Source organism: Kitasatospora sp. NPDC053057 (genome assembly GCF_044546945.1).
GTDB lineage: Bacteria > Actinomycetota > Actinomycetes > Streptomycetales > Streptomycetaceae > Kitasatospora.
On sequence record NZ_JBITZP010000005.1, the window covers coordinates 112,191 to 135,987 of the forward strand.

Sequence of the window (23,797 nt, forward strand, 5' to 3'; positions counted from 1 at the left end):
GACCCCTGGGCCGTCCGGGTGCAGTAGCCCGGCGGCCCGCCGTGTCGGCGCGGCCCGAGCCGGGCGGGCGGCGTTCCATGGCCGCCATGCGCGTTCGCCAGCTCACCGCCGCAGCCGCCGCGCTGCTGCTCGCCGCCGGTCTCGGCGGCTGCTCCGACGGCCCGGAGCCGGTCCGCGGCCCTGAGCCGGCACCGGCCCCGGCCCCGGCCGACCCCACCGCCACCACCGGGGACGTCCGGCCCGTCGACCGCACCGGCGTCGAGAACGGCGGCATGCTGCGCTGGGCGGTGGACGGCGTGCCGGCCACGCTGAACGTCTACCAGAGCGGCGCGAACGCCGACTCGGCGCTGCTCGCCCACGCGCTGTACCCCTCGCTGTTCCGGCCCGATGAGCACGGGCGTCTCGTCCCCGACCCGGACTACCTGGTCGGTGCCGAGTCCACCCCGCCCGGGCAGCAGCCGCAGGTGGTCACCTACCGGCTCAACCCGTACGCCGTCTGGAGCGACGGCACCCCGCTGTCGGCCGCCGACCTCACCGCCCAGCGGGCCGCACTGTCCGGGCTGGACCCGGCCTACCGGGGCGGACACCCAGCCGGGTACGACACCATCGAGTCGATCACCCAGGGTGCCGACCCGCACGAGGTCAAGGTGACCTTCCGGCGGCCGTACGCCGAGTGGCGCGCGCTGTTCGGGCCGCTCTACCCGGCCGCCGAGACCGCCACGGCGGAAGCCTTCAACCGGGCGCTCACCGGCGGCGGCCACCTGAGCGCCGGGCCGTACACCGTCTCCCGGTACGACGCGAAGGGCGGACGGGTCACCGTGGTGAGCAACCCGCGCTGGTGGGGCGACCTGCCGAAGTCCGACCGGATCGACTTCCTGGCGACCCCGCCCGAGCAGCGGTTGGACGCGCTGGCCCAGGACCGGGTGGACGTCGCCCCGCTCACCGCGGCGGTGGACCGGGCGGTGCCGGCCGCCCCCACGGCAAGCCCCTCGGCGGGCCCCACCCCGGCCGCGGTCCCGCCCGCTCCATCCGCCTCCCCGGCGGCCCCGCCCGCCGCCGCGCCCGAGGCGGCCGTGCTGGCACTTCGGCGGGCCGAGTCGTTGCCCGGGATCACCGTGCACCGGGCGGCCGCCGCCTCGCTCACCCAGCTCACCCTCAATGCCGCCCGCGGTCCGCTCACCGATCCGGCGGTCCGGCGGGCGGTGGGCCGGGCGGTCGACCGGCGGCGGATCGCCGAGGCCGCGCTCGGACCGCTCGGGCTGCCCGGCGCCCCGCTCGGCAGCCACCTGCTCGCCGCCGATCAGGAGGGCTACCGGGACGACAGCGCCGCGGCCGGACCGGCCGACGCCGCGCAGTTGCTGGACGGGGCCGGCTGGAAGCGGCCGAACGGCGGCACCCGGACCAAGGGCGGCAAGGAACTCGCCCTCACCCTGCTCGTCCCGGCCGGCTCGGCGACCGCCAAGCGCACCGCCGACGCGCTCGCCGCCGACCTCGCCGAGTCCGGCATCGCGGTGAAGCAGCGGACCGCGCCCGCCGAGACCTTCGTCCAGGACCACCTGGCCGTCGGGGACTACGACCTCGCGCTGTTCTCCTGGCCGGCCGGCCCCAGCCCGGCCGCCGAGCAGCGCGCCGCGTACGCCAAGCCCCGGCCGGACGCCGACGGCGCGCTCGCCTCCGGCGGCAACTACGGCCGCAGCGGCACCGAGGAGATCGACCGGCTGTTCGACCGGGCGGCCGCCGAACTCGACCCGGCGGCCCGGCTGGACCTGCTGCAGGAGGCGGACGTACGGATCTGGCAGCTCGGGCACTCGGTGCCGCTGTACCAGCGGCCGGAACTGGTCGCGGTGCGGACCGGGCTGGCCGGGGCCGGGGTGTGGGGCTTCGGGTGGCCGCGCTTCCAGGACCTGGGCTGGACGCGCTAGCTCAGCGGGCGGGCGCAGGCCCCGGCAGGTGTGACCCAGCTGTGATCTTGGTCCCGCCCGACCTGCTCGTTTCTGCCCCCTTGGGCGCTTCCCCGTACCATAGGGAAAAGCCGAGGCATGTCCAGATGCCCGGCGGGTGGACCGGTAGTAGCAGGCGGAACGGGTGACGGCGGCCGAGGGGCCGCAAGTGCGCGTCTCGCGGCCGGGCCCGCCGTAACCCACGATTCCGGGAGAATCCGCTAGGCATGCCCACGCGCAACGACATCCGTAACGTCGCCATCGTCGCCCACGTCGACCACGGCAAGACCACGCTGGTCGACGCCATGCTGAAGCAGGCTGGCGCCTTCGCCGCCCACCAGCAGCTCGACGACCGCATGATGGACTCGAACGACCTGGAGCGCGAGAAGGGCATCACCATTCTCGCGAAGAACACCGCCGTCAAGTACCACCCGAAGGATGGTGGCGCGCCGATCACCATCAACATCATCGACACCCCGGGCCACGCCGACTTCGGTGGCGAGGTCGAGCGCGGTCTGTCGATGGTGGACGCGGTCGTCCTGCTGGTCGACGCCTCCGAGGGCCCGCTGCCGCAGACCCGCTTCGTGCTCCGCAAGGCGCTCTCGGCCCGCCTGCCCGTCATCCTGTGCATCAACAAGACCGACCGTCCGGACTCCCGGATCGACGAGGTCATCAACGAGACCTACGACCTGTTCCTCGACCTGGACGCGGACGAGGACCAGATCGAGTTCCCGATCGTCTACGCCTGCGCCCGTGACGGCGTCGCCTCGCTGACCAAGCCGGAGAACGGCACCGTCCCGGCCGACAGCACCAGCCTGGAGCCGTTCTTCTCCACCCTGCTGGAGCACGTCCCGGCCCCCAGCTACGAGGAGGACGCGCCGCTCCAGGCCCACGTCACCAACCTGGACGCCGACAACTTCCTCGGCCGCATCGCGCTGCTGCGCGTCGAGCAGGGCGAGCTGCGCAAGGGCCAGACCGTGGCCTGGATCAAGCGCGACGGTTCGATCCAGAACGTCCGCATCTCCGAGCTGCTGATGACCGAGGCGCTCACCCGCAAGCCGGCCGAGGTCGCCGGCCCCGGTGACATCTGTGCCGTCGCCGGCATCTCCGACATCATGATCGGCGAGACCCTGGCCGACCCGGAGAACCCGATCGCCCTGCCGCTGATCACGGTGGACGAGCCGGCCATCTCGATGACCATCGGCACCAACACCTCCCCGCTGGTCGGCCGCGGCGGCAGCGGCAAGGGCGCGGACGCCAAGTCCGGCGCCAAGGTGGACCGCAAGGTCACCGCCCGCCAGGTGAAGGACCGCCTGGACCGCGAGCTGATCGGTAACGTCTCGCTGCGCGTCCTGGACACCGAGCGCCCGGACGCCTGGGAGGTGCAGGGCCGCGGTGAGCTGGCGCTGGCCATCCTGATCGAGACCATGCGCCGCGAGGGCTTCGAGCTGACCGTCGGCAAGCCGCAGGTGGTCACCAAGGAGGTCAACGGCAAGACCCACGAGCCGGTCGAGCGCCTCACCGTGGACGTGCCGGAGGAGCACATGGGTGCCGTCACCCAGCTCATGGGCATCCGCAAGGGCCGGATGGACAACATGTCCAACCATGGCTCGGGCTGGGTCCGGATGGAGTTCGTCGTGCCGTCCCGCGGCCTGATCGGCTTCCGCACCGAGTTCCTCACCAACACCCGCGGCACCGGCATCGCCCACTCGATCCACGAGGGCCACGAGCCGTGGTTCGGCACCCTGACCACCCGCAACAACGGTTCGCTGGTCGCCGACCGGGCCGGTGTGGTCACCGCCTTCGCGATGACCAACCTGCAGGAGCGCGGCGTGCTCTTCTGCGAGCCGGGCACCGAGGTGTACGAGGGCATGATCGTCGGCGAGAACTCGCGCTCCGACGACATGGACGTGAACATCACCAAGGAGAAGAAGCTCACCAACATGCGGTCCTCGACCGCCGATGTGGCCGAGTCGATCGTCCCGCCGCGCAAGCTCTCGCTGGAGCAGTCGCTGGAGTTCTGCCGCGAGGACGAGTGCATCGAGGTGACTCCGGAGACGGTTCGCATCCGTAAGGTCGTGCTGGACCAGAAGGACCGCGGACGCACCGCCTCGCGCGCCAAGAAGGCGTGATCCGGACGGCTTGATCGGCCTTTGGCCGGAATGCTTCGCCCCCCTTTCCGATGGAGAGGGGGGCGAACTTTTTCAACTACTCCAAGTTGTCGCGGCCGCTATTAACGGAATAGCGCTCATCACACCCAGGTGTCCGCTGAGCGAACGTGACAGTTCGTCATCCGTGACGACTGTCCGTTTGGTGCCTGTCTGGCTATGTCTCAAATGTCCGGTTTTCGAAACTTACCGACTGTTCATGTGACCTAATTGAGATCGTCACTGGTCACTTTCGTGTCCGTGCGTGACGGATAGTGGAGCCAGTCAGGCTCGGGTCAAGGGTGAACGCGCAGGGGTGCGCGCCGAAACCACGAGCGCGGACGGCATTGCGGGCTCGGTGATCACCGTTCCGCGGTGCCTTCCTCGTCGCAAACGTCGAATTCAGGAGGCACACCGATGCGTGGTGTGAGCCAGGCCAAGTGGGTTGTCGCAGCTGTTGCTGTCGCGCTCGCCGCGACTGCTTGTAGCAGCAGCGGCAGCAGCGACTCCTCCGGCGGGAGCTCGAACAGCGCCGCGGTCGACCCCTCGGGCACGTTCAGCTTCCAGAGCGCGGAGCCGCAGCGTCCGCTGCAGCCGGCCAACGCCATGGAGAACCAGGGCGGCCGCATCGTCAAGCAGCTCTTCACGGGCCTCGTCGACTACGACCCCGCGACCGGTGCGCTGCGCAACCAGGTGGCCGACAAGATCGAGACCACCGACGCCAAGAACTACACCGTCACGCTGAAGTCCGGCTGGACCTTCCACGACGGCACCCCGGTCACCTCCAAGTCCTTCGTGGACTCCTGGAACTGGTCCGCGAACCCGGCCAACAACCAGATCAACTCCGACTGGTTCTCGGACATCGCCGGCTACGACGCCGTCCACCCGGACAAGGGCGACCCGACCGCCAAGGAGATGACCGGCCTCAAGGTCGTCGACGACACCCACTTCACCATCGAACTGACGCAGCCCGTCTCGTACTTCACGTACAAGCTCGGCTACTCGGCCTTCTTCCCGCTCCCCACCGGGTTCTTCGCGGACCCGAAGGGCTACGGCGAGAAGCCGGTCGGCAACGGCCCCTACCAGTTCGTCTCGTGGGAGCACAACAAGGCCGTCACCCTGAAGGCCTACGACAAGTACCAGGGCAGCAACAAGGCGAAGAACGGCGGAATCGTCTTCCGCAGCTACACCTCGCCCGAGGCCGCTTACAAGGACCTGATGTCCGACACCCTGGACGTCCTGGACCAGGTCGACTCGACCGACCTGCCGAAGTACAAGGACGACCTGGGCAACCGCGCGATCGACCAGGCCCAGGGCGCCATCCAGAACATCTCGTTCGCGATGTACCAGCCCGAGTGGCAGAGTGCGGACAAGGCCAAGGTCCGCCAGGGCCTGTCGATGGCGATCGACCGCGACACCATCACCAAGACCGTGCTGAACAACAGCCGTCAGCCCGCTGACTCGTTCGTGGCGCCGGGCGTCATGGGCTACAAGGCCGGCACCTGCGGCGACGCGTGCAAGTACGACCCGGCCAAGGCCAAGCAGCTCATCCAGGAGGGTGGCGGCGTTCCGGGCAACAAGATCACCATCCTCTACAACTCCGACGGTGGCCACAAGGAGTGGGTGGACGCGGTCTGCAACTCGATCCGCCAGGCGACCGGCGTCGAGTGCCTCGGTGACCCGAAGCCGGACTTCAAGACCTCGCGTGACATCGTCACCAAGAAGCAGGTCCCGAGCATGATGCGTACCGGCTGGGTGCAGGACTACCCGCTGAACGCCAACTTCCTGCGCGACGTCTACGGCACCGGTGCCTCCGCGAACGACGCCGGCTACTCGAGCCCCGAGTTCGACAAGCTGGCGCACGAGGCCGACGCCGCCACCACGGTCGAGAAGACCGCGGAGCTGTACCAGCAGGCCGAGGCCGTTCTGGCCAAGGACATGCCGCAGATCCCGCTCTGGTACTACAAGACCAACTCGGGCTACTCCAACAACGTCCAGAACGTGAAGTTCAACTCCTTCGGCGACCCGGTCTACACCGACGTCGAGGTCAAGAAGAAGAAGTAATCGGTCGGCACCGCCTGACCCGGTGACAACGGCCGGTGCCCGTCCCATCCCCACAAGGGCGGGGACTGGCACCGGCCGTTGGCACGCCGACTTATCTCTTGCCGGGTTGACGGGCCCGGCAGAGCCATACATGGAGGCACGATGGGGCGCTTTGTCGCGAGGCGACTGCTCCAGATGATCCCGGTGTTCCTCGGAACGACCGCACTCATCTTTTTCATGGTGCACTTGCTGCCCGGTGACCCGCTGGCAGCGCTGTGGGGCGACAAGGCGCCGGACCCGGTGCAGCTCGCCGCGCTGAAGCACCAGCAGCACTTTGACGAGCCGCTGATCCAGCAGTACCTCGACTACATGGGGGGCCTGTTCACCGGCGACTTCGGCAAGGCCCTGGACGGACGTCCGGTGCTCGACAAGATCACCGAGGCGCTGCCGGTCACGGTCCAGCTGGCACTGTTCGCGTTCAGCATCGAGATCGTGCTGGGCATCGGCATCGGCCTGTTCGCCGGCCTGCGTCGCGGCAAGGTGTTCGACAAGGGCGCCCTGATCTTCACCCTGCTGCTGATCTCGATCCCGGTCCCGGTGCTGGGCTTCCTGTTCCAGACGATCTTCGGCATCAACCTCAAGTGGGTTAAGCCGACCGTCCAGGACAGCACCGACATCACCCAGCTGGTGCTGCCGGCCATCGTGCTCGGCTCGCTGTCGCTGGCCTACGTCGCGCGCCTCACCCGTACCTCCATCGCCGAGAACATCAAGGCCGACTACGTGCGCACCGCGGTGGCCAAGGGCCTGCCGCGCCGCAAGGTCATCGGCACCCACCTGCTTCGCAACTCGCTGATCCCGGTGGTCACCTTCCTCGGCACCGACCTCGGCGCCCTGATGGGCGGCGCGATCGTCACCGAGGGCATCTTCAACGTCCAGGGTGTCGGTCACGCGCTCTACCAAGCGATCAACATGAAGGAGGGCGCGACCGTCTCCGGTTTCGTGGCCTTCCTCGTGATCGTCTACCTGGCCGCCGGCCTGATCGTCGACCTGCTTTACGCGGTCCTGGACCCGAGGATCCGTTATGCCTGACCTGACCAAGACGGCCGAGGAGACCCCGGCCCAGCCCGCCGTCGTGGCGGCCGCCAAGCCCGAGAAGGCCCGCAGCCTCGGCTCCGACGCCTGGCACGACCTGCGCCGCAAGCCGATCTTCGTGATCTCCGCGCTGCTCATCCTGCTGCTGATCGTCATCGCGATCGCGCCGGGCCTGTTCACCTCGGTGGACCCGCGGGCCGGCGACCTGCGCGACCACTTCCACACGCCGCCGAACTACAGCCACTTCTTCGAGGGGGACTGGTTCGGCTACGACGGTCAGGGCCGCAGCATCTACGCCCGCGTCCTCTACGGCGCCCGCGCCTCGGTCGTGGTCGGCATCTGCGTCACCCTCGGTACGACCATCCTCGGTGGCATCTTCGGCATGCTCGCCGGCTACTTCGGCGGCTGGGTCGACACGATCATCTCCCGCCTCACCGACATCTTCTTCGGCATCCCGCTGCTGCTCGGCTCGCTGGTGATCCTCAACGCCTTCGCCACGCGCACGATCTGGAGCGTGGTCTTCGCGCTGGTCACCCTGGGCTGGACCCAGATGACCCGTGTCATGCGCGGTTCGGTGATCACGGTCAAGCAGGCCGACTTCGTCACCGCCGCCAGGGCGCTCGGTGCCAGCACCAGCCGGATCATGTTCAAGCACATCCTGCCGAACGCGATCGCCCCGGTGATCGTGGTCGCCACCATCTCCCTCGGCGGCTACATCGCCCTGGAGGCGACGCTGAGCTTCCTGGGCATCGGTCTGCAGGACCCGACCATCTCCTGGGGCATCGACATCGAGTCGGCCCAGAAGCTGATCCGTACGGCGCCGTTCGCGCTGTTCTTCCCGGCAGGCATGCTGAGCATCACCGTGCTGGCCTTCATCATGCTCGGCGACGCGGTGCGCGACGCCCTCGACCCGAAGCTCCGCTGAGAGAAGAGGTGACGACCCGATGACCACCGTGATCGAGAACAGCCAGAAGAGCGACCGTCTCGAAGTCGGAACCCCGCTCCTGGAGGTCAAGGACCTCCACGTGGAGTTCCACACCCGGGACGGGATCGCCAAGGCCGTGAACGGCGTCAACTACTCCGTCGCGGCCGGCGAGACCCTCGCCGTGCTCGGCGAGTCCGGCTCCGGCAAGTCCGTGACGGCGCAGACCATCATGGGCATCCTGGACATGCCCCCGGGCAAGGTGACCCAGGGCCAGATCCTGTACCGCGGCCAGGACATGCTCAAGATGAGCAACGAGGAGCGGCGCAAGATCCGCGGCCGGAAGATCGCGATGATCTTCCAGGACGCGCTCTCGGCGCTCAACCCCGTTCTCAGCGTGGGCTACCAGCTCGGCGAGATGTTCCGGGTGCACCAGGGTGCCTCCAAGGCCGAGGCCAAGGCCAAGGCCATCGAGCTGATGGACCGGGTGCGCATCCCGGCCGCCAAGGAGCGGGTGAACGACTACCCGCACCAGTTCTCCGGCGGCATGCGCCAGCGCATCATGATCGCCATGGCGCTGTCGCTGCAGCCCGACCTGATCATCGCCGACGAGCCCACCACCGCGCTGGACGTGACCGTCCAGGCCCAGGTGATGGACCTGCTGGCGGAGCTCCAGGCCGAGTACAACATGGGCCTGATCCTGATCACCCACGACCTCGGCGTGGTCGCCGACGTCGCGGACAAGATCGCCGTGATGTACGCGGGCCGGATCGTCGAGACCGCCCCGGTGCACGAGCTGTACGCGAACCCCGCGCACCCGTACACCAAGGGCCTGCTCCGCTCGATCCCGCGCCTGGACCAGAAGGGCCAGGAGCTGTACGCGATCAAGGGCCTGCCCCCGAACCTGCTGAAGGTTCCGGCCGGCTGCGCGTTCAACCCCCGCTGCGACGTCGCCACGGACCTCTGCCGTACGGAGATCCCGGCACTGCACCACGTGACCGACGAGGACGGCACGGAGCTCACCGGCCGCCGCAGCGCGTGCCACCTCTGGAAGGAGACCCTCCGTGGCTGAGAACATCCTGGAGGTCAAGGACCTGGTCAAGCACTACCCGCTGACCCAGGGCGTCCTGTTCAAGAAGCACGTCGGCGCGGTCAAGGCCGTCGACGGCATCAGCTTCGACCTGAAGAAGGGCGAGACGCTCGGCATCGTCGGCGAGTCCGGCTGTGGCAAGTCCACGCTGGCCAAGGTGCTGATGAACCTGGAGCGGGCCACCTCCGGCCAGGTGCTGTTCAAGGGCGAGGACATCTCCCAGCTGTCGGGTGCGGCCCTCAAGGCCGTCCGCCGCAACATCCAGATGGTGTTCCAGGACCCGTACACCTCGCTGAACCCGCGCATGACGGTCGGCGACATCATCGGGGAGCCCTTCGAGATCCACCCCGAGGTGGCGCCCAAGGGCGACCGCCGCAAGGCCGTCCAGGACCTGCTGGACGTCGTGGGTCTGAACCCGGAGTACATCAACCGGTACCCGCACCAGTTCTCCGGCGGTCAGCGCCAGCGCATCGGCATCGCCCGCGGTCTCGCGCTCAAGCCCGAGATCATCATCTGCGACGAGCCGGTCTCGGCGCTGGACGTGTCCGTCCAGGCGCAGGTGATCAACCTGCTGGAGCAGCTGCAGGGCGAGTTCGGCCTGTCGTACATGTTCATCGCGCACGACCTCTCCATCGTCCGGCACATCTCCGACCGCGTCGGCGTGATGTACCTGGGCAAGATGGTTGAGATCGGCTCCGACGAGCAGATCTACGAGAACGCCACCCACCCGTACACCCAGGCGCTGCTGTCCGCCGTGCCGGTGCCGGACCCGACGGCGCGCGAGTCCCGCGAGCGGATCATCCTCAGCGGGGACATCCCCTCGCCGGCCAACCCGCCGTCCGGCTGCCGCTTCCGCACCCGCTGCTGGAAGGCGGAGGACCGCTGCGCGGAGGAGATCCCGCTGCTGGCGATCCCGACCACGCTGGAGGGCCCGGCCGCGCACGAGTCGGCCTGCCACTTCGCCGAGGTCCGGGAGTCGGCTGCGGCCTGACGTCCCCGTACGCACCCGGAAGGGCCCGTGGCATTCCGCCCCGGGCCCTTCCGGCGTTCTGGCGTTCTGGCGTTCTGGCGTCCGGCGCCGCGTCAACTCGGCGGCGGGTTACGGCACCCGTCCGGGTGCACCCGACTCGCGCCGTCGCCGGGGCACGCTTCTCATGGGGTGTGATGCGACACACACCCTGAGGAGGGACCTCCATGCCCGTAGCCGCCCGTGCTCGCCTGGTCCTCGCCGCTGCGACGTCCGTGGTCCTGGTGGCCACCGGGTGCAGCAGCGGCGGAGGAGGCGGCAGTAGCTCGTCGGACGCCAGCAAGACCTTCAGCTACCAGAGCAGTGAGCCGCAGAACCCGCTGCAGCCCGCCAACGCGAACGAGGTCGGCGGCGGTCGCATCATCCAGAACCTCTTCAAGGGGCTGGTGGACTACGACCCTGGCACCGCCAAGATCCGGATGCAGGTCGCGGACAAGATCGACACCAGCGACTCGCAGACCTTCAACATCACGCTGAAGAACGGCTGGAAGTTCCACGACGGCACCCCGGTGCACGCCAAGAACTTCGTGGACGCCTGGAACTGGGGCGCCAACCCGGCCAACGGCCAGATCAACAGCTCCTGGTTCTCCGACATCGAGGGCTACCAGGACGTCCACCCGACCACTGGGAAGCCCACCACGGACAAGATGTCCGGGCTGACCGTCACCGACGACCTGCACTTCACCGTCAAGCTGAGCCACAAGGTCTCGTACTTCGAGTACAAGCTCGGCTACATCGCCTTCTCGCCGCTGCCGGACGGCTTCTTCAAGGACCCGGCCGGGTACGGGCAGAAGCCGGTGGGCAACGGCCCGTACCAGTTCGTCAGCTGGTCGCACAACACCGAGGTGGTCACCAAGTCCTTCCCGGACTACCAGGGCGTGGACAAGCCGAAGAACGGCGGCATCGTCTTCAAGATGTACACCACCTCCGAGGCCGCCTACGCGGACCTGCAGTCCAGCAACCTGGACGTGATGGACCAGGTGCCGCCGTCCGCGCTCGCGACGTACAAGAACGACCTCGGCGACCGGGCGATCGACGCCCCGCAGGGCGCGATCCAGAACATCGGCTTCACGCTCTACCAGGGCGACTGGTCCTCGCCGGACAAGGCCAAGGTGCGCCAGGGCCTGTCGATGGCGATCGACCGCGACATCATCACCAAGACCGTGCTGCAGGGCTCCCGCAAGCCGGCCACCGCCTGGGTCGCCGAGGGCGTCGAGGGCTACAAGGACGGCGCCTGCGGCGACTTCTGCAAGTTCGACCCGGGCAAGGCCAAGCAGCTGATCCAGGACGGCGGCGGCGTCCCCGGTAACAAGCTGCTGATCACCTACAACGCGGACGGCGGCCACAAGGAGTGGGTCGACGCGGTCTGCAACTCGATCCGGCAGAACACCGGCGTCGACTGCCTGGGCGACCCGAAGCCCGACTTCAAGACCGCCCGCGCGGCGATCACCACGCACCAGCTCAACGGCGCCTTCCGCACCGGCTGGGTGCAGGACTACCCGCTGAACGCCAACTTTCTGTCCGACGTGTACCGCACCGGCGCGGCCTCCAACGACTTCGGCTACAGCAACCCGCAGTTCGACGACGCGGCCACCAAGGCCGACGAGGCCGCCAGCGTCGCCGACACGGTGACCGGCTACCAGCAGGCCGAGGCGGTGCTGCCGAGCGGCATGCCGGCCATCCCGCTCTGGTACTACCGCACCAACTCGGGCTACTCGACCAAGGTGCAGAACGTGAAGTTCGACTCCTTCGGCAACCCGGCCTGGACCCAGGTCGAGGTCAAGGGCTGATCCGCCCCCACGCCGACCCCGCCCTCCCCGCACGGAGGGCGGGGCCCGGTCCGCTCGGCCGACCGGCCCGGTCGGTCACGCCCTGGAAGGAGGCTCGGATGGGCAGTTACGTGCTGCGGCGGGTGCTGCAGATGATCCCGGTGTTCTTCGGTACCACGCTGCTGATCTTCGTGATGGTCTACACGCTGCCGGGCGACCCGGTGACGGCGCTGTTCGGCGAGAAGGCGGCCGACCCGGCGGTGGTGGCCAGCATCAAGCACAAGTACTTCCTGGACCAGCCGCTCTGGAAGCAGTACCTGCACTACATGGGGAACCTGTTCCAGGGCGACTTCGGCACCAGCTTCACCGGCCGGCCGGTCTCGGACATCATGGCCGGCGCCTTCCCGGTCACCATCCGGCTCGCACTGCTGGCCTTCGTGTTCGAGATGATCCTCGGCCTCGCCCTCGGCATGCTCTCCGGACTGCGGCGCGGCAGCCTCCAGGACACCCTGGTGCTCGTACTGACCCTGATGGTGATCTCGATCCCGGTCTTCGTGCTGGCGTACATCGCGCAGACCGTCTTCGCCACCAATCTCGGCTGGGTCACCCCGACCGTGCAGGACAGCTACGACCTCTCCCAACTCGTCCTTCCCGCAGTGGTGCTGGGATCGCTCTCGCTCGCGTACGTGGCCCGGCTGACCCGCACCTCGATCGGCGAGAACCTGCGGGCCGACTACATGCGCACGGCCGTCGCCAAGGGTCTGCCCCGGCGCACCGTCGTCCTGCGGCACCTGCTGCGCAACTCGCTGATCCCGGTGGTCACCTTCCTCGGCACCGACCTCGGCGCGCTGATGGGCGGCGCGATCGTCACCGAGGGCATCTTCAACGTGCAGGGCATCGGCAACGTCCTGTACCGGGCGATCAACACGAAGGAAGGCCCGACCGTGGTCGGCATCGTGACCGTCCTGGTGATCGTCTACCTGGTCGCCAGCCTGCTCGTCGACCTGCTCTACGCGGTCCTGGACCCGAGGATCCGCTATGCCTGACATCCACGACGAGGACTCGTACGAACCGCACCCCAAGCCCGGCGTCTCGCGCCTGGACTACGCCGGCGAGCAGGGCATGGCGGTCGAGCAGGAGACGTTGGTCGAACGCGACGTGGAGAAGCGGGAGGAGGCCCGCAGCCTCTGGGGCGACGCCTGGCGGGACCTGCGCCGGCGGCCGATCTTCCTGCTCTCGGCGGTGCTGATCCTGCTGCTGGTGGTGATGGCGATCTTCCCGTACGCCTTCACCGACGCCGACCCGCGCAAGGCCGACCTGGTGAACGACTACCTGCGCCGGCCGAGCTGGGGCGACGTGTTCGGGGCCGGCTGGTTCGGCTACGACGCCCAGGGCCGCTCCATCTTCGCCCGGGTCGTCTACGGCGCCCGCGCGTCGATCACCGTCGGCATCTTCGTGACCGCCGCGGTCACCGTGCTCGGCGGGATGACCGGCATGGTCGCCGGGTACTTCGGCGGCGGCGTGGACGCGGTGATCTCCCGGATCATCGACATCTTCTTCGGCATCCCGCTGCTGCTCGGCGCCCTGGTGCTGCTGAACGCCTTCAGCACCCGCACGGTGTGGAGCGTGGTCATCGCGCTGGGCGTGCTCGGCTGGACCCAGATCGCCCGGGTCATGCGCGGCGCGGTGCTGACCGTCAAGCAGGCTGACTACGTGATGGCCGGACGGGCGCTCGGCGCCGGGACGGGGCGGCTGATGTTCCGGCACATCCTGCCGAACGCGGTCGCCCCGGTGATCGTCGTCGCCACCATCGCCCTCGGCGGCTACATCGCCACCGAGGCGACGCTGAGCTTCCTTGGCATCGGCCTGCAGGACCCGACCATCTCCTGGGGCATCGACATCTCCTCCGCCCAGAAGGTGATCCGGACGGCGCCGTACGTGCTGTTCTTCCCGGCCGCGGCGCTCTCCGTCACCGTGCTGGCCTTCATCATGCTGGGCGACGCGGTGCGCGACGCCCTCGACCCGAAGCTTCGCTGAGCGAGGGGAGCGCATCGTGAGTACCGCTGTGGACAGCACCAAGCGCGAGGTGGAGGCGCCGTACCAGGGGCCGCTGCTCGACGTACGGGACCTGCACGTCGAGTTCGTCACCCGGGACGGCGTCGCCCGGGCCGTCAACGGGGTCAACTACAGCGTCCGGGCGGGCGAGACCCTGGCGGTGCTGGGCGAGTCCGGCTCCGGCAAGTCGGTGACCGCGCAGGCGATCATGGGCATCCTGGACATGCCGCCGGCCCGGATCCCGCGCGGGGAGATCCGCTTCCGCGGCCGGGACATGCTGAAGATGGGCAAGGACGAGCGGCGGAAGATCCGAGGCCGGAAGATCGCGATGATCTTCCAGGACGCCCTGTCCGCCCTCAACCCAGTGCTCAGCGTCGGCTTCCAGCTCGGCGAGATGTTCCGCGCCCACCAGGGCACCTCCCGGGCGGAGGCCAAGCAGCGGGCCGTGGACCTGATGGACCGGGTGCGCATCCCCGCTGCCAAGGAGCGGGTGAACGACTTCCCGCACCAGTTCTCCGGCGGCATGCGCCAGCGCATCATGATCGCCATGGCGCTGGCCCTGGAGCCGGACCTGATCATCGCCGACGAGCCCACCACCGCGCTGGACGTGACCGTCCAGGCCCAGGTGATGGACCTGCTGGCGGAGCTCCAGGCCGAGTTCAACATGGGGCTCATCCTGATCACCCACGACCTGGGCGTGGTCGCCGACGTCGCGGACAAGATCGCGGTGATGTACGCGGGCCGGATCGTCGAGACCGCGCCGGTGCACGAGCTGTACGCGCGCCCGGCCCACCCGTACACCCGCGGTCTGCTGGACTCCATCCCGCGGCTGGACCAGAAGGGCCAGGAGCTCTACGCCATCAAGGGCCTGCCGCCCAACCTGCTGCGGATCCCCAAGGGCTGCGCGTTCAACCCGCGCTGCCCCCGGGCGCAGGACATCTGCCGGGCCGAGGTGCCGGAGCTGTTCCCGGTCGCCGAGGACGACGGCACGCCGCTGGAGGGGCGCGGCAGCGCCTGCTTCTTCTGGAAGGAGACCCTCCATGACCGCTGACGGGGCCAGCGCGACGGGCGCGGCGGTACCGGAGGAGGTCGCCTTCGACCAGGAGGTGCCGCGCGGTGAGCCGATCCTGGAGGTCCGGGACCTGGTCAAGCACTTCCCGCTGACCCAGGGCATCCTGTTCAAGAAGCAGGTCGGCGCGGTCAAGGCGGTGGACGGGGTCAGCTTCGACCTGATGCAGGGCGAGACGCTCGGCATCGTCGGCGAGTCCGGCTGCGGCAAATCCACGCTGGCCAAGGTGCTGATGAACCTGGAACCGGCCACCGGAGGGTCCGTCCGGTACAAGGGGGAGGAGATCTCCCGGCTGTCCGGGGCCGCGCTGAAGGCCGTCCGGCGCAATATCCAGATGGTGTTCCAGGACCCGTACACCTCGCTGAATCCGCGCATGACGGTCGGCGACATCATCGGGGAGCCGTTCGAGATCCACCCCGAGGTGGCGCCCAGGGGCGACCGCCGCAAGGCTGTCCAGGACCTGCTGGACGTGGTCGGGCTCAACCCGGAGTACATCAACCGGTACCCGCACCAGTTCTCCGGCGGTCAGCGCCAACGCATCGGCATCGCACGGGGGTTGGCGCTCAAGCCGGAGATCATCATCTGCGACGAGCCGGTCTCGGCGCTGGACGTGTCGGTGCAGGCGCAGGTGATCAACCTGCTGGAGCAACTGCAGGGCGAGTTCAACCTGTCGTACATGTTCATCGCCCACGACCTCTCCATCGTCCGGCACATCTCCGACCGGGTGGGGGTGATGTACCTGGGGAAGGTGGTCGAGATCGGCAGCGACACGAAGATCTACGACCACGCGACCCACCCGTACACCCAGGCGCTGCTGTCCGCCGTGCCGGTGCCGGACCCGACGGCGCGCGAGTCCCGGGACCGGATCGTGCTCACCGGGGACGTGCCCTCGCCGGCCAACCCGCCCTCGGGGTGCCGCTTCCGCACCCGGTGCTGGAAGGCGCAGGAGCGGTGCGTGGTGGAGGTGCCGCTGCTGGCCTCGCCGCGCTGGCTGAGCGGGGAGGCGTTCCACGATTCGGCGTGCCACTTCGCGGCCGAGCGGGAGAACGGGCAGGGCGTCAGCAGTCGGTCGTAGCGGCCGGTGCCGCATCCAGGGCGCGTCCTCGCAGCGAGGGCGCGCCCTTCGCCGTGATGGAACCGAGATCTCCCGCAGGCTCCCCAAGTGCACGTCGTTGCTTGATAGTTGCACTGCGCCTATCGATGCTCGCCGCTGCGCTGAGGAGGGCTGTCCGGATGGACACGGTGGAGGTGACCGGCGGCGGTCGGGAGAACCTGGTGCCCGGGACCCCGCTGCTGGAAGTCGACGACCTGCACATCGAGTTCCACACCCAGGACGGCGTCGCCAAGGCCGTCAACGGGGTGAGCTACTCGGTGGCCGCGGGGGAGACGCTGGCGGTGCTGGGCGAGTCCGGCTCCGGCAAGTCGGTGACCGCGCAGGCGGTCATGGGCATCCTGGACATGCCGCCCGGGAAGATCACCGCCGGGCGGATCCTGTTCCGGGGCGAGGACCTGCTGACCATGAGCTCCAAGCTCCGGCGGACGGTCCGGGGCCGGAAGATCGCGATGATCTTCCAGGACGCGCTGTCCGCCCTCAACCCGGTGCTCAGCGTGGGCTACCAGCTCGGCGAGATGTTCCGGGTGCACCAGGGGCTCTCCCGCACCGAGGCCCGGGCGAAGGCCGTCGAGCTGATGGACCGGGTGCGCATCCCGGCGGCCAAGCAGCGCGTCGGCGACTTCCCGCACCAGTTCTCCGGCGGCATGCGCCAGCGCATCATGATCGCCATGGCGCTGGCCCTGGAGCCGGACCTGATCATCGCCGACGAGCCCACCACGGCGCTGGACGTGACCGTCCAGGCCCAGGTGATGGACCTGCTGGCGGAGCTCCAGGCCGAGTTCAACATGGGCCTGATCCTGATCACCCACGACCTGGGCGTGGTCGCCGACGTCGCCGACAAGATCGCGGTGATGTACGCGGGCCGGATCGTCGAGACCGCGCCGGTGCACGAGCTGTACGCGCGCCCGGCCCACCCGTACACCCGCGGTCTGCTGGACTCCATCCCGCGGCTGGACCAGAAGGGCCAGAACCTCCACGCCATCAAGGGCCTGCCGCCCAGCCTGCTGCGCATCCCCCAGGGCTGCGCCTTCAACCCCCGCTGCGACCGGGTGCAGGACGTCTGCCTGACCGACCTCCCGCCGCTGGTGCCGGTGGCGGACGAGGACGGGGCCGAGCTGCCGGGCCGCCGCAGCGCCTGCCACTACTGGCGGGAGACCCTGCACGGCTAGCGCCCGTCGCCGGACCTACTTGGTGAAGCCGACGTTCTCCCAGACGATGTCGGACAGGCCCTGGGCGCCGATGTTGGCGAGGTCGGCGCGCGCGCCGTACAGCTGGGGGCGCTGGTAGAGCGGCAGCACGCCGGCCACCTTCCAGAGTTCGCCGTCGGCCTGGTTGATCGCCTCGGAGGCGGTGTTGGCGTCGGTCGCGGCGCCCGCCCGGTCGAGTGCGGCGTCCACGGCCGCGCTGCCCGCGCCGGCGCGGTTGGTGGTGCTGTTCTGGGCGTAGGTGGCGCGGCTGCCGCTGGCCGGGAAGGGGGTGCCGAGCAGGGCGTAGACGGCGATGTCGAAGTCGTTGCGGTTGACGTACTTGTCGAAGAACTCGTTGGGGGCGGCGGTCACCGGGGTGACCTTGATGCCGACGTCCTTGAGCATCTTGGTCACGGACGCCGTCTCGCCCTGGGCCACGGTGACCCCGGCCGGGACGACCATCCGCAGGTTCAGCTCGTGATCGTCCTTCTTCCGCACGTCGCCGTCGAGCTTCCAGCCGGCCGAGTCCAGCTTGCGGGCGGCCTCGGCCGGGTCGAAGCGGGACAGGCCGAGGGAGTTGTCGCGGTAGCCGTTCTGGTTGGCGACCAGCAGGTGGTTGTTGAGCGGGACGGCGGGCCAGTCCAGGCCGTTGAGGTCGGCGCGGATCAGGGTGTCCCGGTTGATCGCCTGGAACACGGCCTGGCGGACGGTCGCGTCGGCGAGCAGTGGGCTGCGGGCGTTCAGGGTGAGCTGCCGGAAGTCCGGTCCACCGGCCCGGCGGACGGCCGCGCCCTTGGTGTTCTTGATGACCTGGTAGCCGGCCAGGTCCGGTCCGTTGTTGAAGAGGTCGATCTGGCCCTTGGCGAAGGCGGCGCCCATCGCGTCGGGCAGCATCGCGTGGAAGACGATCCGGTCCAGCATCGGCTTGTCGCCCCACCAGGTCGGGTCGGCGACCAGGGTGACGGTCTGCGCGGCCGGGTCCAGCCGCTCGACCTTGAACGGGCCGGCGGTGAGCGGGATCGCGTCCAGGTAGGCGGAGTTGAACAGTTCCGGGGTGGAGACCTTGCTCGCGGGCAGCAGCGGGGCGTTGGCGGCGCCGTTGAACATCGACTGCCACTCGGAGAACGGCCGGTCGAAGGTCATCACGGCCTGGAAGTCGTCCTTGCCCCGCTCGACCGAGGTGACCTGCTCGAAACCGGAGGTGCTGGAGGGCCGGTAGGCCGGGTCCTTGCCGTTCAGGGCGCGCCAGTTGGCCTCGATGTCGCGCCAGGTGATCGGGGTGCCGTCGGACCAGTGGGCCTTCGGGTTGAGCGTCCAGGTGACCACCTGGTGGCCGTCCCTGACCTCGGCGTGGGCCTCCTGGAGGTAGGCCGGGTTGACGGTCTGGGTGCCGGCCGCGTCCGAGCGGAAGAAGGTCGGCAGCAGCGGCTTGCTGACCGCGACGGTCGAGGACTCGGTGCCGTCGGTGTGGATCGGCGACCACTGGTGGGAGAACTGGGCGATCGCCAGGTTCAGGGTGCCGCCCTGGCGCAGCTGGCCGCGGTCGTGGGCGTTGATGTCGACCGAGGTCAGCTTGGGCACCCCGGCGGCGGCGCTCGGCAGCGCGTCCGCGGCGGCGCCGTCCTGCCCGGAGGAGCAGGAGCAGAGCGCGAGGGAGAGCGTCAGGACGGTGAGACCGGCGAGCAGCGCCGTCCGGTGGTGCTGGAGGCGGCGGCGGCCCATCGGCGTGGCTCCCGGGGTGACTGTGACGGATGGTGTGGCGTCACATCTTGCTGACCGAGAGGGGGAGTTGTCGAGGGGCGGGACCGTCGCATCCGTTCGATGCGGGGGTCCCGCCCCTCGTTCGTGCCCGGTTCGTCAGACGACGCGGTCGGGAGGCGCGGTCAGGAGAGCGGTCAGGCGACGGTGAACTTGTAGGTGCGATCCTTGTCACCGGTCTTGTCGAACAGCGAGGTGACGGCGTCCGCGACGTCCTGCGGGGTGATCGCGGCGGTCTGGCCGTTCTTCTTGACCTTCACCTTGTCGAACAGGCCGTTCAGCTGGGAGCTCAGCACGTCGAGGTCCCACTTGGGCGCGATCTTGCCGGAGACGTCCGGGGCCAGCGTGAGCGCCTTGGCGGCGGTCTTCGGGCCGAAGTCCCAGGACTTGGCGCCGGCCACGATGTGGATCTTCCCGCTGGTCACCTGCTTGCCGAGGCTGTCCGCGGCGGCCTGCAGGGCCTGGGTGGAGACCTTGGGCTGGGCGGCCGTGACGGCGAGCGCGATCGGCTGGTCGGGCTTGCCGGCGGCGCGGTCGCGGTAGGCCTGCTCGACGACGTCCAGGGCGGCGTTGGAGTCCACGGCCTGGCCGGCCTTGCCGGGGACGACGACCGGGTCGCCGTTGTCGGCGAACTTGACGTAGCCCTCCTGGAGGCCCTGGCCCGAGCCGGCCGCCAGCGAGTCCAGCGCCGCCTTGAGCTTGGCGCGGTCGACACGGACCTCCGGGGCGACGGCCTTGGTGCCGCCCTGGATCGACTTGATCACGTCGACCGGGTTGTAGTCGTGCGCGGCGAGGCCGTCCACGGTGGCCGTGGTGTCGAAGGTCAGCCCGGCGACCGTCGGGTCGAGGTCGACCGTCTGGTCGCCGATCTTCAGCTTCAGCGGCTGCTGCCCGGCCTTGCCGACCGACGCGTCCAGCGCGTGGATCGCCTGGTCACGGCTGTTGCCGCCGATGTCCGTGCCGAGCACCACGGTGCCCTTGGGGACGTCGGACTGGTTGAGCATCAGGCCGGTGCCGTACGCGGCGGCGCCGAGGAAGAGCACACCGCCGAAGGCGTAGACGCCGAGCTTGACGAGCTTCTTCGCGCCGCCGCGCTTGGCCTTGGCGGGGGCGGCCGGCTCGGCCTTGGCCTTCGCGGGGGCCGGACCGGGCCCGGGGGCGGATCCGGGGACGGGCTGGGCGGCGGGACCACCGGGGATGCCCGGAGTGCCCGGGGCACCCGGCACGCCGGGAGCGGCCTGGGAACCGGATCCCGGGGCCGGCATCGGCAGCGGGGTGACCTCGGTGACCTCGGGGTCGCGGCCGGCCTGCCGGGGGCCGCCGGCGGCGGGCCGCGGGGCGGGCTGGGGCGCGCCCGGGAAGAGCCCGCCGGGGGCCGCCGGAGTGGCGAAGGGGTCCTGGCCGGGGGCGGCCGGGCGCTGGGTGGCGAACGGGTCGGCACCGGTCGGGGCCGAGGCGAACAGGCCCGGCTGCGGACGGTCGTCGGCGCCGCGCTGGGCGCCGTTCCGGGGCAGGCCGGGTATGGCGGCCGGCGGCGGGGTGTTCTCGCGGATCGGCGCGAAGCCGTCCACCGAGGTGTCCTCCGGGCTCGGCCCGGTCAGCCGGTCGGCCTGCGGCAGGCCGCCCTGCTGCGGGCCGTTCGGGCGGGCACCGTTCGCCCGGGGCGCGCCCTGCTGCGGCGCCTGCCGCTGCGGACGGTTGCCGCGCGGGCCGCGGGCACCGGCGTCGGGGCCGGCCGAGGCGAACGGGTCGGCGGCCGGTGCGAACGGGTCGGAGACCGGTGCGAACGGGTCGAAGACCTCGTACACCCCGGGCTCCTCGCCCGGGGTCCCGGCGCCGTACGGCGAGGCGGGGGCGCCCGGGTTGGGCGCCTTGCCCTGAGCGGGCACCGGACGGCCGTTCGGACGGGCCGCGCCGGCGGCGGGGGCCGGGCGGGCGCCGTTCGGGGCTGTCTGCGGACGGGCCTCGGCGGCGCTGCCGGGCGCGGCCGGGTCCTCCGGTGCGCTCGGGGCGCCGGCCGGCACCGCGGCCGGGGCGGGCTCCGCGGCCGGGGCCTTCTTCTGCCGCGGCCGGAACCAGGCGCCGGTGGACTCGGACTCCGAGGTGGCCGGCGGGATCTGCCACTCCGGGGGCAGGTCCGGCGGGGTGGCCGAGCGGCCGCTCTCCATCACGCCGAGGACGGGCGAGGCGGGCGCGGAGCGGTGCCGGGGGCCGCCGGGCTCGGCGGCGGGCGGCTGCTCGGCCGGGCCCTCGTCGTTCCTGGCGGTCTCGTTCTTGACGGTGCTGCGGACGACGACCGGCGGGATCGGGCGCGAGCCGGGGATGTTGATCCGGACCCGGGTGGTCAGGGTGGTCTCGGTCTTCGGACCGTCGTCCTCGCCGCCCGACCCGGCGTCGGTGCCGGCCGCGGCCCGGTCGCCACCGGGGAGGCCCGGGGTGCCGTAGGGCGGCGTGCCCGACGGGTAGGCGTCCGGACCCGTGCGCCGGGGCGTCGGGTTGGCGTTGTCAGATTCGCGGCTGCTCAATGCTGCTCTGCTCCGGGTTCGCGGGCGGGCCGTGCGGCGCGACCGCGGTTCGTGGTCGCCGGGCCTGGGGCAAACGGCGGTCGGGTGCGACGTACTGCGGGACCACCATACTGGGAAGAACTGAGCGGTGAACGGCTTCGGACAGATCCTGATACGTCCGGTTCCTCCGGTATGAGAGTACGGCGGAGTGGTCCTGACTGCGCGTTGTGTGCGCTACCGTACGCGGCTGCCCACCGGGGTCAGCGAGGGGGGTTGGGTACCCCGGGGAACCAGCTGGTGCGGGTGGGCAGGGTGGCGCAGATCACGCCCAGGATCGAGCCGACGAACAGCCAGGCCAGCGAGGTGGCGTTGGACCACAGTACGTTGTCGCCCTCGGGCCGGGGCACCATCATCAGCAGCATCGCCAGGAACCAGCCGGCCGCGGGCATCGCGGCGCCCAGCCGTGTGCCGGTGACCCGCAGGCCCGCGTAGAAGGTCGCGGCGGTGGCGGCGAGCGCCAGCAGAACTCCCACGGGCGGCCACAGGGCCTGCACAAAGGATCCGCAGACGGACACCACGATGCCCAGCAGGAAGAACAGGACATACGCCGCGATCCGGGCGACGCGCGGGGGTTGGGGCTCGGCCAGCCGCTGCTCGCGGGTGCCGAGGGCGGCCACCGCGATCGAACGGCGCTTCGGCTTGGCGGCGGGCGCGGTCATCGGGCGTTCCCCTCGCTGGGAGTCGGGTCGGTGGTGCCGAGGCCCGCGAACAGGTCCCGTTCCGGCTGCTCCGGTCCGGCCTGGCCGTGCACCAGTTGGTAGTACTCGGTGGCGAACAGCGGCTGGCCGAGGTGGTTGGAGAGCGCGAAGGAGGAGCCGTCCACGGTGATCTGGGTGGCGTGCGCGGCCATCGCGGCGGCCTTGCGCCCGGCGTGCGCGGTGCCGTCCAGCACGGTGGTGACCACCTCGTCGGCCACCACCCCGGGCACGTCGGCGGGTTGGGCGGTGCCCGGGAAGGCCGCCTCGGCGGCGGTCGCGGCGAGCCCGGCATCGAGCACCGAGCGCGGCATCCGGTTCCAGTACACCTTGGCGATCCGCCAGGGGGCGCCCAGCTCCGGGCGGTGCGCCGGATCGGCGGCCAGCTCGTACGCGCGCATCGCGACCCGGTGCGCCTGGATGTGGTCCGGGTGCCCGTAGCCGCCGTTGTCGTCGTACGTGACCAGCACCTGCGGCCGCACCTCGCGGACCACCGCGACCAGGTGGTCCGCCGCCTCGTCCACGTCGGCCCGCCAGAAGCAGCCGGGGACGTCGTTGTCGGGCACGCCCATCATCCCGGAGTCGCGGTAGCGCCCCGGCCCGCCGAGGAAGCGGAAGTCGGTGACCCCGAGGGCGCGCATGGCCTCGGTCAGCTCGCCGATCCGGTGCGCGCCGAGGGTGTCGTCCCGATCGGCCGTCAGGTGGGCCAGCTCCGGCGGGATCACCTCGCCGCCCTCGCCGAGGGTGCAGGTCACCAGCGTCACCCGGGCGCCCTCCGCGGCGTACCGGGCCATGGTGGCGCCGTTGCCGATCGACTCGTCGTCGGGATGGGCGTGCACCAGGAGGAGGCGGCGGCCGGTAGTCGGGGTCATGGGAAGAAGCCTAACCACCGGCCCGCAGGGGTCAGAGCTTCAGGCCGTTGATCATCCCGGCGAGGTTGGTGGTGACCTGGCTGATCGACGGGGCGATCGAGCTGGAGGCCAGGTAGAAGCCGAGCAGCGCGCAGACGATGGCGTGCGCCGGCTTCAGGTCGGAGCGGCGGACCAGCACCACCACGATCGTCAGCGTCAGCACGACTGCGGAGATGTTCATGGCCATGTCGGCTCATACCCCTTCTCGGGCGCCGACCCCTGGGGAGGGCGGCGATGGGACCGTACGGGAATCGGGGCCGGGTGACCGGGGGCCCGGGACGGGGCCCGACGATCACTCGCCCGACCAGTCATACCCGATGAGTAAGGGGAGTGTTACATTCAGTGAGTCCGCGCGCGCCGGGGCACCGGGGCGCCAGAGGGGCGCATGGGCCGGTCGGAGGGGGTTTAGGTCCC

At 70.3% G+C, this 23,797-nt stretch carries 18 protein-coding genes; 13 read left to right on the forward strand and 5 right to left on the reverse strand.

What is annotated here, in order from left to right; all coding sequences use genetic code 11:
• Nucleotides 1-86 precede the first annotated feature (86 nt).
• The 13 genes from ACIG5E_RS08355 (at nt 87) to ACIG5E_RS08415 (ending at nt 17,437) form a co-directional block, all read left to right on the forward strand.
• Nucleotides 87-1,922 (forward strand): ABC transporter family substrate-binding protein, encoded by a 1,836-nt coding sequence (locus ACIG5E_RS08355; protein WP_396532403.1) that lies wholly within the window; start codon nt 87-89, stop codon nt 1,920-1,922.
• Between the two features lie 245 nt (nt 1,923-2,167).
• The gene (gene typA, locus ACIG5E_RS08360; RefSeq protein ID WP_396532404.1) at nt 2,168-4,072 is read left to right on the forward strand and encodes a translational GTPase TypA; all 1,905 of its coding nucleotides are present in this window, start codon (nt 2,168-2,170) and stop codon (nt 4,070-4,072) included.
• Between the two features lie 432 nt (nt 4,073-4,504).
• Nucleotides 4,505-6,151, forward strand: coding sequence for an ABC transporter substrate-binding protein (locus ACIG5E_RS08365; protein WP_396532405.1), 1,647 nt, complete (start codon nt 4,505-4,507; stop codon nt 6,149-6,151).
• A gap of 141 nt (nt 6,152-6,292) precedes the next feature.
• Entirely contained in the window at nt 6,293-7,219 is a 927-nt protein-coding gene (locus ACIG5E_RS08370; protein WP_396532406.1) for an ABC transporter permease, read from the forward strand.
• Nucleotides 7,212-8,147, forward strand: coding sequence for an ABC transporter permease (locus ACIG5E_RS08375; protein WP_396532408.1), 936 nt, complete (start codon nt 7,212-7,214; stop codon nt 8,145-8,147). Before ACIG5E_RS08370 ends, ACIG5E_RS08375 begins: the two co-directional genes overlap by 8 nt.
• Before the next feature lie 19 nt (nt 8,148-8,166).
• Nucleotides 8,167-9,216, forward strand: a complete 1,050-nt coding sequence (locus ACIG5E_RS08380) for an ABC transporter ATP-binding protein (RefSeq protein ID WP_396532409.1) — start codon at nt 8,167-8,169, stop codon at nt 9,214-9,216.
• Nucleotides 9,209-10,225, forward strand: a complete 1,017-nt coding sequence (locus ACIG5E_RS08385) for an ABC transporter ATP-binding protein (RefSeq protein ID WP_396532411.1) — start codon at nt 9,209-9,211, stop codon at nt 10,223-10,225. The genes ACIG5E_RS08380 and ACIG5E_RS08385 overlap by 8 nt, the downstream gene beginning before the upstream one ends.
• A gap of 203 nt (nt 10,226-10,428) precedes the next feature.
• Nucleotides 10,429-12,051, forward strand: coding sequence for an ABC transporter substrate-binding protein (locus ACIG5E_RS08390; RefSeq protein ID WP_396532412.1), 1,623 nt, complete (start codon nt 10,429-10,431; stop codon nt 12,049-12,051).
• Nucleotides 12,052-12,149: 98 nt separating this feature from the next.
• The gene (locus ACIG5E_RS08395) at nt 12,150-13,076 is read left to right on the forward strand and encodes an ABC transporter permease (protein ID WP_396532413.1); all 927 of its coding nucleotides are present in this window, start codon (nt 12,150-12,152) and stop codon (nt 13,074-13,076) included.
• Nucleotides 13,077-13,152: 76 nt separating this feature from the next.
• Nucleotides 13,153-14,067: an ABC transporter permease gene (locus ACIG5E_RS08400; protein ID WP_396532525.1), complete on the forward strand. Its 915-nt coding sequence runs from the start codon at nt 13,153-13,155 to the stop codon at nt 14,065-14,067.
• Between the two features lie 16 nt (nt 14,068-14,083).
• Nucleotides 14,084-15,136, forward strand: coding sequence for an ABC transporter ATP-binding protein (locus tag ACIG5E_RS08405; RefSeq protein ID WP_396532414.1), 1,053 nt, complete (start codon nt 14,084-14,086; stop codon nt 15,134-15,136).
• Entirely contained in the window at nt 15,126-16,229 is a 1,104-nt protein-coding gene (locus ACIG5E_RS08410; protein ID WP_396532415.1) for an ABC transporter ATP-binding protein, read from the forward strand. Before ACIG5E_RS08405 ends, ACIG5E_RS08410 begins: the two co-directional genes overlap by 11 nt.
• A 158-nt stretch (nt 16,230-16,387) precedes the next feature.
• The gene (locus tag ACIG5E_RS08415) at nt 16,388-17,437 is read left to right on the forward strand and encodes an ABC transporter ATP-binding protein (RefSeq protein ID WP_396532417.1); all 1,050 of its coding nucleotides are present in this window, start codon (nt 16,388-16,390) and stop codon (nt 17,435-17,437) included.
• A gap of 15 nt (nt 17,438-17,452) precedes the next feature.
• Here ACIG5E_RS08415 and ACIG5E_RS08420 read toward each other — a convergent pair whose 3' ends face one another.
• The 5 genes from ACIG5E_RS08420 to ACIG5E_RS08440 form a co-directional block, all read right to left on the reverse strand.
• Nucleotides 17,453-19,177: an ABC transporter family substrate-binding protein gene (locus ACIG5E_RS08420; protein WP_396532418.1), complete on the reverse strand. Its 1,725-nt coding sequence runs from the start codon at nt 19,175-19,177 to the stop codon at nt 17,453-17,455.
• A 173-nt stretch (nt 19,178-19,350) separates the two neighbouring features.
• Nucleotides 19,351-21,738, reverse strand: coding sequence for a peptidoglycan binding domain-containing protein (locus ACIG5E_RS08425; RefSeq protein WP_396532419.1), 2,388 nt, complete (start codon nt 21,736-21,738; stop codon nt 19,351-19,353).
• Nucleotides 21,739-21,977: 239 nt separating this feature from the next.
• Nucleotides 21,978-22,436, reverse strand: coding sequence for a DUF6113 family protein (locus ACIG5E_RS08430; protein ID WP_396532420.1), 459 nt, complete (start codon nt 22,434-22,436; stop codon nt 21,978-21,980).
• Nucleotides 22,433-23,344, reverse strand: a complete 912-nt coding sequence (mshB, locus tag ACIG5E_RS08435) for an N-acetyl-1-D-myo-inositol-2-amino-2-deoxy-alpha-D-glucopyranoside deacetylase (RefSeq protein ID WP_396532421.1) — start codon at nt 23,342-23,344, stop codon at nt 22,433-22,435. Before mshB ends, ACIG5E_RS08430 begins: the two co-directional genes overlap by 4 nt.
• A 31-nt stretch (nt 23,345-23,375) precedes the next feature.
• A complete protein-coding gene (locus ACIG5E_RS08440) occupies nt 23,376-23,570 on the reverse strand; it encodes a DUF2304 domain-containing protein (RefSeq protein WP_396532422.1) in 195 nt (64 codons plus the stop codon).
• Between the last annotated feature and the right edge of the window lie 227 nt (nt 23,571-23,797).